Annotated in this window: 11 protein-coding genes; 2 read left to right on the top strand and 9 right to left on the bottom strand. The window is 38.7% G+C overall.

Annotation, left to right across the window (positions count from 1 at the left end):
- The first annotated feature begins 312 nt into the window (after positions 1 to 312).
- Positions 313 to 1,185 (top strand): selenium metabolism-associated LysR family transcriptional regulator, encoded by an 873-nt coding sequence (locus LJC66_RS11495; protein WP_029321663.1) that lies wholly within the window; start codon positions 313 to 315, stop codon positions 1,183 to 1,185.
- Between the two features lie 362 nt (positions 1,186 to 1,547).
- On the opposite strand, the gene LJC66_RS11490 is transcribed toward LJC66_RS11495, so the two are convergent.
- The 3 genes from LJC66_RS11490 to LJC66_RS11480 all read right to left on the bottom strand — a co-directional run bounded on the left by LJC66_RS11490 (position 1,548) and on the right by LJC66_RS11480 (position 5,561).
- On the bottom strand, positions 1,548 to 2,747 hold the full coding sequence (locus tag LJC66_RS11490) for an MFS transporter (protein WP_028408588.1): 1,200 nt from the start codon (positions 2,745 to 2,747) through the stop codon (positions 1,548 to 1,550).
- 224 nt (positions 2,748 to 2,971) lie between these two features.
- Positions 2,972 to 3,349 (bottom strand): PH domain-containing protein, encoded by a 378-nt coding sequence (locus tag LJC66_RS11485; protein WP_014460184.1) that lies wholly within the window; start codon positions 3,347 to 3,349, stop codon positions 2,972 to 2,974.
- Positions 3,350 to 3,413: 64 nt separating this feature from the next.
- On the bottom strand, positions 3,414 to 5,561 hold the full coding sequence (locus LJC66_RS11480; protein WP_230932589.1) for a YhgE/Pip domain-containing protein: 2,148 nt from the start codon (positions 5,559 to 5,561) through the stop codon (positions 3,414 to 3,416).
- Positions 5,562 to 5,671: 110 nt separating this feature from the next.
- On the opposite strand from LJC66_RS11480, the gene LJC66_RS11475 reads away from it, so the two are divergent.
- On the top strand, positions 5,672 to 6,847 hold the full coding sequence (locus LJC66_RS11475) for a DHHA1 domain-containing protein (RefSeq protein ID WP_230932588.1): 1,176 nt from the start codon (positions 5,672 to 5,674) through the stop codon (positions 6,845 to 6,847).
- 41 nt (positions 6,848 to 6,888) lie between these two features.
- On the opposite strand, the gene LJC66_RS11470 is transcribed toward LJC66_RS11475, so the two are convergent.
- The 6 genes from LJC66_RS11470 to LJC66_RS11445 form a co-directional block, all read right to left on the bottom strand.
- A complete protein-coding gene (locus LJC66_RS11470) occupies positions 6,889 to 7,809 on the bottom strand; it encodes a 1,4-dihydroxy-2-naphthoate polyprenyltransferase (RefSeq protein WP_195697054.1) in 921 nt (306 codons plus the stop codon).
- A 618-nt stretch (positions 7,810 to 8,427) separates the two neighbouring features.
- Positions 8,428 to 11,037 (bottom strand): helicase-related protein, encoded by a 2,610-nt coding sequence (locus LJC66_RS11465; protein ID WP_230932587.1) that lies wholly within the window; start codon positions 11,035 to 11,037, stop codon positions 8,428 to 8,430.
- Between the two features lie 216 nt (positions 11,038 to 11,253).
- Positions 11,254 to 12,615 carry a purine-cytosine permease family protein gene (locus tag LJC66_RS11460; RefSeq protein WP_230932586.1) on the bottom strand — a complete coding sequence of 454 codons (1,362 nt, stop codon included), beginning with the start codon at positions 12,613 to 12,615 and terminating at the stop codon, positions 11,254 to 11,256.
- 20 nt (positions 12,616 to 12,635) lie between these two features.
- Positions 12,636 to 14,084, bottom strand: coding sequence for an aldehyde dehydrogenase family protein (locus LJC66_RS11455; protein WP_230932585.1), 1,449 nt, complete (start codon positions 14,082 to 14,084; stop codon positions 12,636 to 12,638).
- A gap of 82 nt (positions 14,085 to 14,166) precedes the next feature.
- Positions 14,167 to 15,150, bottom strand: a complete 984-nt coding sequence (gene speB, locus LJC66_RS11450) for an agmatinase (RefSeq protein ID WP_230932584.1) — start codon at positions 15,148 to 15,150, stop codon at positions 14,167 to 14,169.
- Between the two features lie 217 nt (positions 15,151 to 15,367).
- Complete coding sequence (locus LJC66_RS11445; RefSeq protein WP_195694049.1) at positions 15,368 to 16,744, bottom strand: sigma-54 interaction domain-containing protein; 1,377 nt, start codon at positions 16,742 to 16,744, stop codon at positions 15,368 to 15,370.
- Between the last annotated feature and the right edge of the window lie 8 nt (positions 16,745 to 16,752).

The following is a 16,752-nucleotide window of genomic DNA, read 5'->3' as shown; positions in this document are numbered from 1 at the left end:
ATGTGTGTACTAGGTGTATTAACTGTATTACTTATCGTATTACAGTTAATATTATAGTATGTTTTTTGGAAAAAACAAGTACTTTTTTTACTTTTGTTACAAATAGATGACAAAAAAGTGTTTAATAGCTTTATAGATGAAATGCAAATAACTGTAAACAAATTGCGCGGGCTGCCTTCGTTAGAAGCCAAAGTACTCCTTTAAATCAGCACCTCATTTTGTTTTTCTTACCCAGGTGCCTCTAGTTATTACCATAATAATGTTTTATAATGTTTATAATTAATTTTTTTAATATAAAAGGAGCCATACTCTATGTACTATGATGCGTTAAAGACGTTTGTTTCTGTTGTAGAAGAGCAAAGCTTTACAAAAGCTGCGGAAAAATTAATGATTTCACAGCCAAGCGTAAGCGTACACATCAAAAATCTTGAAAAAGAATTTCAAACTTCCCTGTTCCTGCGTTCACCTAAAATGTTAAAAATCACACCCAGCGGCGAAATTTTATACGATCGTGCTAAACAAATGATTCAAATATATGAGCATACGAAACGAGATATTTATGAACACCATCACCGTGTCAAAGGAATGCTAACGATTGGCGCCAGTTTTACGATTGGCGAATATATTCTTCCTTCATTTTTAGCAAAGCTTCGTGAACAATATCCTGATATTGATGTAGAAGTGACTATCGGTAATACAAAGGAAATCGCTCAGCTTGTTCGTCATTTCAAAGTAGATGTAGGACTTATTGAAGGACACACGGAAGAGTCCGACTTACATATTCAGTCCTTTATGGACGATGAGCTTGCCATCGTTGCGTCAGTGGATCACCCTTTAGCTCAGCTTAAAAAAGTAGAAATTGATGATTTACAAAATCAGCGGTGGGTAGCGCGTGAAAAAGGCTCTGGAACAAGAGAATATTTAGATCACGTTCTAATGTCCAACGGTTTAAAAATGAAAAGCATGCTAACGATCAGCAGCAATCAAGGAATTAAAGAAGCCATTGTTCATAATTTAGGAATGTCTGTGCTGTCACTTTGCGCTATTAAAGAAGATGTAGAACAAAAGCACCTATCGATTCTCAACGTTAACACCGCTCCTTTTAAGCGCCGTTTTTCTTATATCTATCCTGCTAACAGCGCTCATAAAAAAGTAGCCGAGCTTTTTATTCAGCTTTTAAACTAAGAAAAGAAATTAAGACATAACTAAATTACTTCAATCTAAAGACTAAAGTACCTAGTATAAATTACTTGCGACACCGCAGTTGATTTCCGTGCAAGACTTCGCTTTCCGCGGGCGTCCGCTGAGCCTCCTCGTCGCTTCCGCTCCTGCGGGGTCTCACCTGTTCCGCTTTCCCGCAGGAGTCTCCGTCTTGCCCTCCAATCAACTGCTAGAAGGAACGAAACAGATGAAACTATGTTCACCATAACAAAAAAAACGAACCACTAATCAAACATGTTGATCAATGGTTCGTTTTTCACTTGGGCTAAAATCCTTTTGTACCGGCCTCTTTTTTTAAATCAATAGCTATATGTCTTTACATTTTCTTAGTGAACATGCGTCTGCTGAGCCGGCATTTTTGACAAACGAACAGCTAAGAAAAAGGCTGTTGTAAGAAATACGCCAATTAAAGCAATCACACCTTTCCAGCCGTACGCACTCCAGCATAAGCCAGCCACCGTCCCTCCAATGCTTGATCCTGCATAGTAAAAAAACAAATACAAAGACGAAGCCTGAGCTTTGTCATGAGTCGCTCTTCTTCCCACCCAGCTGCTCGCGATGGAATGACTTCCGAAAAAGCCAAAAGTCAGCAGCAAAAGCCCGGTAATTTTTATCCACAAAATTGGATGCAGCGTAACAATTGAACCTATAAGCGTAACAGCAATCGTACATAACAGCACTTTTTTCCGGCCGTATCGATCCGCCAGCGTCCCCATCCAAACCGAGCTGAATACTCCCACAAAAAAAATAACAAAAATAAAACTTACAAGCGTATGATTCCAAGAATACGGAGGAGCGGATAAAGCGTATCCAATATAATTGTATAAAGCTACGTTACTTCCAAGCAGCGCAAAACCAATAGCAAAAAGGCAAAGCATCCCTTTATCTTGAAGATGACTGCGAAGAGAGCCGGTAAGCTGACGAAGTTCAAAGGACCTGGAAGTAAAGTTTTGTGAATCTGGCAAGTTCATAAAAAAGACAAAGGTGGCCAGCAAACTAATTGCGCTTACAACATCAAGAGCTACGGACCAGTTGAAATACTCCGTGAGCACCCCTGTCATCAGCCTTCCCGCTACGCCTCCAAAGGCGTTTCCGCTTATATAAATCCCCATCGCTTTTCCTAAACTCCCTGGTTCAATTTCTTCTCCTAAGTAAGCCATGGCTACAGAAGGCAGCCCTGCTAACACGATTCCTTGAATGACGCGAAAGACTAGCAGCGTTTCAAAGGTAGAGCTAAATGCTGTCATGATGCATAGCAATGACGCAAAAATTAACGATAGGCCCATCAGTTTCTTTCGTCCCCACACTTCCGATAAAGAACCTAAAAAAAGCATACTAACCGCAAGCGTGATGGTTGTTAACGAAAGAGATAAACTCGCAAACGCCGGGGATATCCCAAATTCTCTAGAAAATTCGGGTAAAATGGCCTGTGTACAATATAAAATCGAAAATGTGTTGAAGCCTGCTGCAAAAAGCGCAACATTTGTTTTGCGAAAAGCTGATGTTCCAATTACGGTATAACTCACAGTTGGTCACTTCCTTTTTTCTCTAAAAAAAGCATATCACGGTTTTTTTATTCTGTATAATTCATTATGTAAATCGTTTTCATACATTTCAGTAATGAGTGAAGTGAAAATAGGAATGGACAACAGCCAGAGTATTTTCAACCGACTGTATGCAAGACTGTTATGCTTTCTCATTTTACGTACACATAAAAAAAGTCGAGCCAGTTTTTCATGGCTCAACTTTTTTAATCCAGTACATAAGATGCTAATACTTTTTGCACGTCGTAAATGCTTTTATCTTTACGAAATTCTTTTGAGATCGGTGCACTAGAACCCGATACCCAGATATTTAATTCCGCATCTAAATCAAATGTTCCAGCAGTTTCTACGCTAAAATGGGTAATCGTCTTATAAGGAATGGAATGATAATCTGTTTTCTTTCCCGTCACTCCTTGCTTATCAACGATAATTAAGCGTTTCGTCGTAAACACCATCAAATCGCGAATGACTTTATATGCTTGTTCTACTCGCTCGTTGGCAATTAAAATGTTTTGTAAATCTTTTTCAGTTCCTCTTATATCTGCTTCTGATGCATTTCCTAATAGTCCATCTAATATACCCATGCTTATCACTCCTTTATATCTACACTACCGCATTTTGTTCTGTCTGGAAACCCAAAACGTTTTTTTAATGAATTAATTTACTTTCACTCGCTTTTTTTGTTAATTTTGCACTCGTTTTACTAAGAGGCTTATGAAGAAAAATGCCAACGAGCAGCACGCCTAGCCAAATGCAAAGAAGCACCGTAACGTCTTTTCTGACAATATCCGCTAACATGCCTCCTACCACTTCTCTCATCATGCTTATTGCATAGGTAAATGGTAAAAACGGATTGATTGCTTGAAAAAAAGCAGGCACGACTTGAATCGGAAATGTACCGCCTGCAGCGGAAAGCTGAAGCACAAGTAAAACAATCGCCATCGCTTTTCCTGCATTGCCAAATATCGCAACAAGCGTATAGACAATCGTCATAAATACGAAGCTGCACAGCAAGCCTAAAAAGATAAAAGGCACTTTATCTACGACATACGTTTTGATTAAAAATAAATCCCCTAGCGTCACAATAAAAGCTTGCACGAGCGCAATAGACAAAAACGTTAACAGTCTTCCAAGATAGACTTCATAGCTTTTAAACCGCTCTTCATCCGCTACTTCTACGCTTAAAATCGAAACTAACAGCAAAGCTCCGACCCACAAGCAAAGCGTTGTATAAAACGGCGACATAGCCGAGCCGTAGTTCGGAATCGGGTAAAGTCTTTCTTCTTTTAAAAGAACCGGCTTAGCAAAAAAGTCGCTTTCTTTTTGTACGTCGTTTTTTAGCAAATTAATAATATCTTCAATATTTTCTTTTTGCTGAAATTCTCGTATCTTATCCGCTATATTGTGCACGTTTTGTTCAATTCGCGGAAAGTCTTTTGTTATTTTCGCAAGCTCCTGCTGTCCAAGCAAGATGCCACTCGCTGTTTTAGACAGGACGTTAGAAACATCCGGTATGCTTTTGTTAGCTTCATCAAGCAGTGAGTTTGCGCTTGCCGTTTTATCTTTCGCTTCTTTAATTGCTTGTTCAACAGCGGGCACAATCGTAGAAGAATATGAGTTCGTTAACGCATTTAATCTAGAAACCGCTTGGTCGGTGCGAGAGCTGAACCTATCAAGTACGCTTTGATTGGGACCATCCCCATTCTTTGTTTGCTGCTGCAGACTGTTTACATCTGAAAGCTGCTGCTGTAAAAGCGTATTTACATCTTTTACGTCATTAATAACAGGTGAAAGAACTTTTTGTTGAGATAACGCATTTAAATCTGTAAGAAGTGTAAGAGTCTCTCCTGTGTCAGCAATTTGTTTTGTTAACTGCACTTTTAGGTGTTCCGCTGCTGCGCTGACTTCAGCCGGTGCTATATCTTTTTCCATCAGCTGATTCTTCAATTCTTGAACTCGGAGAGATCGTTGCTGAACCCGCTGCAGCGTTTCGTTGATCGTTGGTTCAGCATTTTTTAAAACTTCATCGCTTTTAGTTAAAAAAGTGTTTAGTTGCTGAGTCATCTGTGCGCCGTCAGCTGTTAATCTCTCTACTTCAGGAAGAGCGGCCTGGGCTTTTGATACAATAGCTCCAGCTTTTTGAGTGGTGTCATTCGCTTCATTAATTACTTTTTTGATTTCAGGAAGACGATTTTCAAGTTCAAAAATCCGTTGTTCAACTTGTTGAATGGTTGGCAAATCCCGCTGCAGTGTAATACCTAGTTCGTTAAACACTGAAAAAATAGCTCCATTCGCTGTTTTGACGAATTTTTCACTGATCTGTTGTGTTAAGCTGCTGGCTCCTTTACTTGTAATTTTAGGCGCCACTGCGTTTATTTTTTCGTTCACTTTATAAATAATGACTGGTTTTTCCAAACGATCTTGAAGAACGGTACCAAGCCTTTGTGAAAAATCTTTTGGAATAACAATACTTGCATAATAGTCACCGTGCTTTACTCCGTGATCAGCTTTTTCTTTGGAGACAAACGTCCATCCAAGCGTTTTATTTTTCTTTAAAGTTGCAATAATATCTTTACCCACATTTACGTGCTGACCTCTTATCGTAGAACCTTCATCTTCGCTCGTTACTGCAATGGCAATACCTTCAGTCCGACCGTATGGATCCCAAGATGCTTTTATATTAAACCATGCGTAAAAAGACGGCAGAATCATAAGCGTCAGCACAATGATAATCATCGCCCAATTGGTGAAAATTCTTTTTAAATCCCGCGTATAAATATAAACAGTATTTTTCATATGTCCCACCCAGTTTTATTGTTACAAGTTAGCTTATCCATGTTCGAAGAAACATATTTCTGATACTATAGAAAAAGTTAGATATGGTTTTACTAGAAAGGATGAGGAACATGACAGAAAGACTTTATTATAGCAATCCCTACATAAAAACATGGGAAACTGAAGTGATAGAGACGCGCTCTCTTTCAAATGGCTACGCATTAACGTTAAAACAAACCGCTTTTTATCCAGAAGGAGGCGGACAGCCTTCTGACTACGGTAATATTGCAGGAATCGACGTGAAAGATGTGTATGAAGAAAATGGAGAAGTATATCATATCGTCGATACACTCCCTGAACAAACGAACGTCACGTGTGAAATTGACTGGCAACGCCGCTTTGATCATATGCAGCAGCACAGTGGACAGCACTTACTTTCGGCTCTATTAATCGATACATATGATATTCACACCGTTAGCTTTCACTTAGGAAGCGAAGCAGTCTCTATTGATCTAAATGTACCTCAGTTATCTCATGAGCAGTTATTACACATTGAAAAAGTTGTAAATGACGCTATTTACAGCAATCGTCACATTAAAACGTACGAAGTAAAAAAAGAAGATCTGTATACTCTTGCGCTTCGCAAAGTGCCCGACCTAGAAGACGAAGTGGTACGCATCGTGGAAATTAAAGGCATTGATGTTTCTGCCTGCTGCGGTACTCATGTGAATCAAATTGGAGAACTTGGCCTTATTAAACTTACGAAAACAGAAAAGCAGCGCGGCAATACACGCCTCTTTTTTAAATGCGGTATGCGTGCATTAGCTGATTATCAGCAGTCTCAAGAAATCGTAGCGGAAATTAGCAATAAATTCAGTACAAGCCGTGAATTAGTTATAGAACGCATTAAAAAATTGGAGACTGAACAAAAAGAGCTGCAAAAACAACTAGAAGAATTAAAAAATGAAAATGCAGCTTATTTAGCGAGTGAATTAGAAGCCAAAAAAGAAGGTTCATTTCTGTACCATCACTTTGAAAACCGCACATTAAAAGATGTGCAAGCTTTGACAAAGCAGCTGCTTCAAACACCTGATACGACGCTTCTTTTTGCTTTTTCAAGTGATCAAAAAGTCTTACTGGCTCACAGCGGAAGTGAAGTAAAATGCGGAGAACTTTATAAAGAGCTGCTTCCGCTTTACGATGGAAAAGGCGGCGGCGGACCAAAACAAGCTCAAGCCAGCTTTTCATCTTCTGAAAATATGAACGCATTTATTAGCGCGGTAACAGAAAAAATAACTGGAGCATAACAAAAAGCCTGTCTTTTTAAAGACAGGCTTTTTCCACTCAATCAGCTTACTAAATAGCCAATTAATAATCCAATTGATAAAGTAAATCCAAAAAACGTATTGGTTTGTGCAGTTGCTTTCATCGCAATAAGCTCTCCGCGTACAAATGCTTGTACGGCTTGAATTGGCTTAGGTGCACTAAGAAACACTAAGAAAATCCAAGGGCTAATATCGAAGAATACAACTAATGCAACTGTCCAAATATACGCAATGCCAAACAAAGCAGCTAAAAATCTAATCGCATTTTTAGAACCTAATAAAATGGCTAGTGTACGACGTCCGCCTTTTGTATCTTCTTCTATATCACGAATGTTGTTAGACAAATTAATCGCACCTACTAAAATCGCAATCGGAAGTGATACAAAGATGCTTTCAGACGTTACGGTATTCGTTTGAATAAAAAATGAAATCAACACGAACATCGCGCCCATGCAAAGACCTGAAAATAATTCTCCAAACGGCGTATACGCAATCGGAAGCGGTCCGCCCGTATATAAATAACCAATCGCCATACCTACTAATCCAACTAAAGCAAGCCACCAGCTGCTGTTTGCACATATATATATACCTAAAATAAGAGCAATTCCATAAGAAATCAGTGCTAAATTTAATACCGTTTTCGGTTTCATTCCGTGTCTGACGATGGCTCCTCCGATACCTACGGAGTCTTCTGTGTCTAACCCGCGTTTAAAATCATAGTACTCATTAAATAAGTTCGTCGCAATTTGAATCCACAAACATGAAAAAAGCATCGCAAGAAACATCCAAACGTTCACATGGCCATAAAACATAGCTAGAACTGTTCCAATTAAAACCGGTACAAACGATGCTGTTAGCGTATGAGGACGGGTTAATTGCCACAAAATCTTCCCTTTACTGTACTGCTCGACTGCAGTTTTGTTTTCTTTGTTATGACTTGTCATCATCCTCTTCCCTTCTATTACGAACCGTATCTCTATTTAAAAGTGCTGCTTTTAACATAACGAATGATAGCAAACTTACTCTAATACAATACACGTCCGCCCAACAAAAAAATCACGGAACTCTTTGAAATATAAGTTCCACTCTATATCATAATAATTTATTGCTCTTTTTACAAGATGACCGCTTATACATTTCCGATTTTTTTCTGCAAAAATCTGCTTTGACGCAGAAATTCAGAGGAAAAAGATAAAAAGCCTATACGAAAAATAAGATTGAAACATAAAGAAATGAATCCAATCTAAAGACGAATAAATGGGATGCATGAGCTAAACTTCTTGTTACATCGCAGTTGATTTCCGTGCAAGACATCGCTTTCCGCGGGCGGCCGCTGAGCCTCCTCGTCGCTTACGCTCCTGCGGGGTCTCATCTGTTCCGCTTTTCCCGCAGGAGTCTTTGCCTTGCTCTCAATCAACTGCTAGAAGGAACGAAACAGATGAAGCCTACGTTCACCATAACAAAAAAAAACGAATCACTAATCAAACATGTTGATCAATGGTTCGTTTTTCACTTCGGCTAAAATACTTTTGTACAAGCCTCATTTTCATCTCTACATCTTATTAATTAAAATCGCCGTCTCCATGTCTTCTGCGAAATCTTTTATGAAAACATGAATCGCATATCGCATGATCATGATTCCAAGGAAGGTCTTTAGAACACGTACTGCACGTTCTTTTAAATTTTTTCATATCTTTTCTTAATACATCATGTATTTTGTTTGTAAGCTCTTCTCGGACACGCTCCCAGTAAATAGCCTCTGGCCTTCTGTCCATTCGATATAAAAATAAAAGATGCAGGCCAATCGCCTTATAAGACAGCTCTAGTTTTTCCAGTGAACCTTCTATCATCCTTGGTTCAGGTAACTCTTCTCTGTTAACAATCGCATTCATGCTGGCCACCCACTGTTTTTTCAAAGAGCTTTCTTTGGCTGAAAAAGGAAGCTGCAAGTAACCGTATAAATCAACAATTGGCATTTTCGCTTCAATCAGCGTGTCTTTCACTTCCTCATAAAGCTCACGTTCTTGTGCCAAATTTGATTTTTGTGTCCCTTTTGGATTTTTAAATTTAGCCCACATGTCAAAAAACATTCCGAGGTCATGATGATATTCTTTAAATCTTCTAAGCATATCTGAAGTAGGCGCAATTGAAAATTTGCTGATTTGCTCGTCTGTTGAAAATAACAGTTCTCTCATTTGCTTTGCATCTTTAGCGAACGCAACTTCTCCAACATTGTAGAGTCCCTTCCTTCCAGCACGACCTGCAATCTGTTTTAACTCTTGAGAAGTCAGTAATCTCCGTTTTTGCCCATCAAATTTCTTGTTTTCTAAAAGGACAATTCGTCTAATTGGAAGGTTTAATCCCATTCCGATCGCATCTGTAGACACAATGACAGTTGTTTCTCTATTAATGAACTGCTCAATTTGTTTTCTTCTTGTTTCAGGCGGCATACTTCCATAAATCACGCTAACTTTGTGACCATCTTTTTCTAGCTTAGCCGCTGTCTGGAGCACTTTCTTACGCGAGAAAACAATTAAAGCATCTGCGGGTTTTACTTGTTCAATTTTGAACTTTCGAAGATCTACTTTTAAAGGTATATCTCTTTCATACTCATGAATTTCTGAGATCACACCGTCAAGCATCTCTTCTAACATACTTCGAATACTTAAACTCCCAATCACATGAACTTGTTTGGCATTGGCTCGTGTGATGGCTTTATACCATGAAAACCCTCGGTCTCTGTCTTGAATCATTTGTGCTTCATCAATTACGGTTACATCGCCATGTTCTAATTCACTAAACATCTCTACGGTACCGGCCATATGCTGAGCGTCTTCAACAATCTTTTCTTCTTCACCTGTTTTTAACGAACAAGGGACTCCGTCTTTGTTCAGCTTTTCAAAAACTTCTAAAGCCAACAAGCGAAGCGGCGCTAAGTAATTACCCGAAGCAGCTTTTTTTAATGACTTTAATGCCGTATACGTTTTCCCTGTGTTTGTATCACCGAGATGAAGGATGTATTCCGTTTCTTTTCTTGGGTCCATTTCGTATTCTGCACCAAAAATATAGTTTAACTGTCGCTGTTCTTCTTCGATAAGCTTTTTCTTTTCTTCAAGCTCACGTTCTTGTTGTAATCGTCTTTCTTCCAGCTGCTGTTGATATCTTTCTTGATGCTCTTCAATCGTTAAGTTGTGATCTGAAACTTCTAGTACATCGGAAAGCTTTTCTTCTACAAGCATTTTTTTATATTCATAGACCAAATCCGATAAATCACTTCTAAGTGCTTTTATAATATCCATTCTTGTTACTGAAGCATTTGTATAAGATTTATATTCTTCTTTAAATGAAGCAGGAAGGTCATCTATGATCATAGTTGGAATGATTTCATAAATCTTATCGGTGATAAATACCTCATACACATCTTCATACGTTTCAAACAAGATAATCGTTGAATATCTGTCTAATTCTGAGCTTACGCCGCCGGTGAGCTCTTGAAAAAAGTCATGAACCGTTTCATAATCATAACGTGTTAAATTACCGTTTTCTATTAATTCATCTTCAAGTTCAGTATGCGGCGCATAGTTTTCAATATACTTTGAGTTTGTTTTTATATCTTTTGATAGCTGTTGTGAAAGCTTTTCTCTTATATGTAGGTAATACAGCTCTTTATTTGATTCCAAGATAGGATCTGATTCTAAATTTAACTGTAATTGATATCTGGCTTTTCGATCATTAATACTTTGCTGTCGTTCTTTCTCTTTTCTTTCTTCTTCTTTTTTGGCAAATTCAGCTCTTGCTTCTCCGTATAGTGATAGCCACTCTGCTTTATTGCCATTTCCGTACTGCTCTTTTAACCAAGAAAAAGCATCAAACTCCATACCTTTTCTCGTTTCTTTAGCAAATAACTTATCTATAGCTTGAGGTTTATACCCTTTTATCTCAAAGCCTCTTTCTGTTAAATACGATTTTCTGTTTTTCTTAGATATAGAAGAAACAGCTATTTTTCTCCACGCAGTCCCCCAGGCTTTTTTAATAAAAGAATGCCTGTCTGTTAAATACGTCTCTAAATCCGGACATTCGTCTTGTTCACCTAGTACGCTTTTTATATCCTGTAGTAATGTATGTTTAGTTTTTTCAATGGCCCTGCCATGAATAGCCTCTAATTCGAGCATAAAATTCTCCTTTGGAAAGTTTTCCTACATTTATTATAGGAAAGACCCTTGAGAGAATCAAATACATGTTATTACTTTATTTTCAGCTCAATCAAGAACCTCTCTTTTCCCCGCTTTTGCTTATTTCTTAGCTATTTTTAACACAAAAAGCTCCTTTAAATAGGAGCTTTTTGATGGTTATATTTTTTAGATAATTCAGTCTATTTTAAACGTATATCAAGCATTTTTGTCAATTCCCTTTGAGTAAGGGATGGAAAGCTGTGAAAGTTTGGTTAACGATACATGCAAAACACCTGTAAATAAAAAAGCTAAGATCGTTGCGCCTGTGGCTACCGGGTGAACGTACGTAAAATAGTAGGCAAATACAGCCCCCACTATGTAAGAGACATACACATGAAGGTTAAAGCCTTTTGTATACCAGTACAGTTTATTTTGTTTTTCTAAAATAGCTGAAACGTCATAGTGTTTTCGGCGAATGATATAATAATCAACAAGAACAATCGCAATAATAGGAATAAATAATACGCCGATCATAAGCAAAAAGCTTTGAAAATTTGTCATTAACCATTCTTTTAATAAAGAACCTAGGACTGTGACAACTCCCATGGTTAGTGCCGGTATCCAGAACCTCTGCTTTGGAAAAATAGATAAATAAGACATTGTCGCGCTATACAATACCATTACGTTGGTTGACAGCACCGATAAAAAAATTACGATGGCAGCTACTAACCCTAACATCGGACTATATGCGCCAATTAAATTTACCGGGTCATACGTTTGCGTCATATTTCCGAGAATTGAAAAACCAGAAACCGTTGCGCCTAATCCCATCGCAATCAAAGTCGCAACGTTATAGCCTAAATAAGTTCCCGCAATTCCCGTTTTTTCAGATTTACAGTTTCGGTTATAATCGCAAACAATAGGAATCCACGTAAAAGCTGTAGCTACTACAATATCAAAAGCTAACATTCCTGTAATACCAGGATTTTCGCTTGCTTTCATTTGAATTAATTTTGCTGCATCAAATTCGATAAACAAATAGCTAAACACAACGGTTGCTAAAATGACCATAAGCGTAGCTACTAATTTTTCTGTTGCTTCAATACCTTTATGTCCGTATATAGAAATAGCTACTACCAATACTTGAGTAAGAATTGTAAATAGATTGATATTGCTGTAACCGGTCAAAAAAGTAACGGCATGATTTAAACTTAGCCCTGCCATGTAGGCTTGAACCCACGCCCAGCCGATCAATGTAATAAGATTAACAGCAGCAGGAAGCATAGCTCCTCTTTGCCCAAAAGCTGGTCTCATCAAAACCATGGTTGGAAGACCGGTTCGAGTTCCGATATTCCCCATCAACACGAGCGGTATCGCGCCAACTAAAGAGCCAAGCACAATAATAAATATTGCCTTTAAAAAGGTCATATCGGGTACAAACAGCATTCCGGTAAAAACGGTCGTTACCACCACATTAGCTCCTATCCACATGGAAAATGTAGAGAAGAAGCCCATACTTCTTTTATTCATTGCAATCGGCTGCACATCATCATGGGCGAGACCACTTTTTGTTGTCATTCCTATTCCACCTTTCACTTTTATTGATACCAATTGGCTCGAGCTAGCTTGGAATTTGTATTCACATGTTTTGTTTCAGTAAAAGCAGCTAATCCTGATGGACCTAACTCCCGCCCAATGCCGCTTTCTTTAAAACCGCCCCACGCCGTTTCAATATGAGGCGTATGGTAGCCGTTGATCCAAATCGTTCCCGCTTGAAGATGTTCAGCAACTCGCTCTGCTTTCATTACATCATTCGTTAAAATTCCTGCAGCTAAACCAAACCTCGTGCCGTTGGCAAGTGCTATGGCTTCTTCTTCACTTGAAAAAGATTGAACGGTAATGACGGGACCAAATATTTCTTCTTGTACGACTTTCATATGCTGCTCCACATCAACGAGCACTGTCGGCTTTATATAGTTTCCACCTTCGCAGTCAATTAACGTTCCCCCTGTTAATAAATTCGCGCCTTCTTCTTGACCTAGCTTGATAAAACCCTGTATTTTGTTCAGATGCTCCTTGCTAATAACCGGACCCATTTCCGTTTCTTCTCTTAAGGGGTTACCAATTTTTATAGCAGCAACAGCCTCCTTAAGAGCAGAAAGAAACGGCTTATAAATAGATTCATGTACGAGTATACGCGATGAAGCTACACACACTTGCCCTTGGTTAAAAAACGAGCCAAACATTGTCCAGTCTACTGCAATATCAATTTCACTGTCTTCGAAAATAAGAAGCGGAGATTTCCCTCCCAGTTCAAGCGAAACTCTTTTCATCTCTTTTGCGCACTGCTGATAAATACGTTTGCCTGTTTCTGATCCTCCTGTAAAAGAGACTTTGGCTACGTCTTTGTGTTCAACAAGGGCACTTCCCACTTTACCGTCTCCTGTAAGTAAATTAAACACGCCTTCTGGTATACCAGCTTTTTCACATAGTGAAGCTAACTTTAAAAAAGAAAGTGGCGTTAATTCTGACGGCTTAAACACTACCGTATTTCCAGCTGCTAAGGCAGGAGCCAGCTTCCACATACCAAGTAGCAAAGGGAAATTCCAAGGAACAATCAGCGCGCATACGCCGATAGGTTCTTGCATGATTTTACTGTTTGTATCGTCGAACATGTCCTTTGTCCACGGCTGGTTTTCTTCTATTAAATTTGCATAATATCTTAAACAATTAATCGTATCTTCAATATCTAACTGCGCTTCTTTTATCGGTTTTCCAGTATTTAATGTTTCCGTTTCAGCGAATATACTCGCTTCATTTTCTAATAAATCTGCTAGTTTCTTAAGCACCTCTACACGCAGTGATTTATTTTTCTTCCATTCACTCTCTTCAAAAGCCTGCTTTGCTTTACCTACCGCTTCCTCTACTTGTTGAAGCGACGAATCAAATACTTTCGCTATGATCTTATTGGTCGCTGGGTTGAGTATTTCTCTTCTACATGGTTTTACTTGCTTCTTATCTACTGTTACATTTACTTGCTCGTTCATAGTTCAACACTCCCTATAGAAAACTCTTATATAAAAGTGGGAAGATAATAGTACCTTCCCACTTTTACCGCCTTGCTTATATTCAGTCGCGCACTTTTACTAACAGCGCTTCTTCTTCTTTTACTTTTTTTCTTAACGCGATAAGCGTGATAAATTCATAAACAATGTTCGAGGCCGCTGCTGCTGTAATTTGTCCATGGTCATAAGCTGGCAGTACTTCTACTAAATCAAACCCGACAAAATCAATATTTGTTAACCCACGAACGAATTGAAGCGCATCGTCAATACTTGCACCCGATACTTCAGGCGTTCCTGTTCCCGGTGCGTAAACTGGATCTAAAAAGTCAATGTCAAACGACAAAAATACGGGTCCTTCTCCTACACGCTCATGAATAATTTTTAGCATTCTTTCAACGCCCAGTTTTTTATATTCATTTGTCGTATACAGAGCTAGACCTAAGTTCTTTGCATCTTCTAAATCTTCAATGCCGTACAGACCGCCTCGCATACCAATTTGAATCGAACGCGACACGTCAATTAGCCCTTCTTCAATTGCTCGTCTGAACACGGTACCGTGATTGTATTTTTGTTCAAAATAGCTATCCCACGTATCAGAATGAGCATCAAACTGTAAAAGCGCTACGGGTCCGTGTTTTTTGGCGATAGCACGAAGTTCACCGAGCGTCATCGAATGATCACCGCCTAGTGAAATCGGAATAATTCCTTCATTCACAACCGGTGTTAACCCTTCTTCAATTTTTTTATATGTTTCTAAAATATATCCCGGAACCACTGCCAAATCGCCGTAGTCCACACCTGAAATGTAATCAAAAATATTAATCTTTTGTTCTGGGTTATACGGGCGAAGCAAAATGGAGAAATCTCGAATAGCTTCCGGCCCAAAACGTGCTCCTGTGCGAAAAGACTGCCCTGAATCAAATGGAATACCCGTCACAATAAAATCCATATCTGCATTTACTTGTTCTACATACGGAAGTCTCATAAACGTTCGAGGTCCACAAAAACGCGGAGATTCAAATGAATTTTTCGGCTGATATTTTGGCATGATTTATTCCTCCTAATGGGTTTCATTCATTAGCGCCGTATCATCATTTTAGAGACTGACGCTTTTTATTTAGATACTTTTTATTAATGCAAAATGCATGCCAAATTTTATCGCCCTATTTCGTGCAATTATGGACGATTTTTAATTCATAATAGAATCAAAACAAAAAAACTGATTCAGTACTGAATCAGTTAATTCATTTTGAATTAAATTTCCCTTATTTAATATTGTACTTTCGTAAACGTCTTACAACCGTAGGCTGACTAATTCCTAATGCATTTGCCATTTCATACGTTGTTTGACACTGGCGATAAGCACGGATCAGCCAGTTTTTCTCCACTTCTGCAAGTGCTTGCTGAAGCGTCATTCCTTGAGAGGTTAACACATCTAGAGTCTCCCATTCTTCTTTTTCAATTCTGATCTTTTCTGCATGAAACGGCAGGTCTTTAGGTGAGATGCTGTTTTCATCCGTTGTTAACACGAGGCGTTCAATCGTATTTTCTAGCTCGCGCACATTTCCGGGCCAATGATATTCAACTAATTGATTTAGTGCTTCTGTATGAAAAAATTTCTTCATTTTATACTTTTCATTTTGTTTATGCAACACGTGATAAAGCAGTGCCGCGAGGTCTTCTTTTCGCTCGCGAAGCGGAGGAATTGTAATCGGAATAACGTGTAATCGATAAAATAAATCTTCGCGAAATGTTCCTTTTTTGATCATTTCCTCAAGCGGCTGATTTGTTGCTACAATCAGCCTGAAGTTTACGTTTTTGGATCGTTCACTTCCAATTTTGGTGACTGTTTTTTCTTGCAGCACCTTTAAAAGCTTCACTTGCATATCAAGTGGTAGCTCTCCTATTTCATCTAAAAAAAGCGTACCATTATGAGCTAATTCAAACTTTCCTATTTTTCCTTTTGTACTTGCACCTGTAAAAGAGCCTGCTTCGTATCCAAACATTTCAGATTCAAACAAACTAGACGGAATGGCTCCGCAGTTGATTTCAATAAACGGCTCTTCTTTTCGTTCACTTCCATAATGTAAAGCACGAGCAAAAGCCGTTTTACCAACACCCGATTCACCTAGCAACACAACCGTTGCATCGCTGTCTGCCACGCGATTAATAATGGACCATACCTTTTTCATCGATTCACTTCGTATGACCATATCATTTGACTGCTGTTCCCGAAGCTCTTCCACTTCTAGCTGATATGTTTTCATTTTCACTTCGAGCTGCTGATAATCTTCTTTTAAGCGCTGAAGCTCTGTTAAATCATGTGAAAAGCTGATTACTCTTTTCATACACTGATGTTCATCATACACGGGAATACCGGTTGCCATTACAACTTTGCCCGTTTCTGTTTTTTGCATCAGCTGTACTTCTTTCTTTTTCTTTAACACTTCAATCGTAACGGAAGGTGAAAAGATCCCGCGGTCTTGCAATTCGTATACGGTTTGTCCGACTAACTCTGACACGTTATACCCGTATATATCACGGCAGTTTTGACTCGCTCGTAAAATACACCCTTTTTCATCAGTGATGACGATATTGTCGTTAGAAGCATGCAAAATAGCTTCAAGCTCTCGTTCAATCATCTCAATGC

Origin of the sequence: Priestia sp. TSO9, assembly GCF_021029645.1 — a bacterium.
Taxonomy (GTDB): Bacteria; Bacillota; Bacilli; order Bacillales; family Bacillaceae_H; genus Priestia; species Priestia megaterium_E.
The sequence above is the reverse complement of the archived record's forward strand: the minus strand, read 5'-3'. Positions and strand labels throughout refer to the sequence as shown.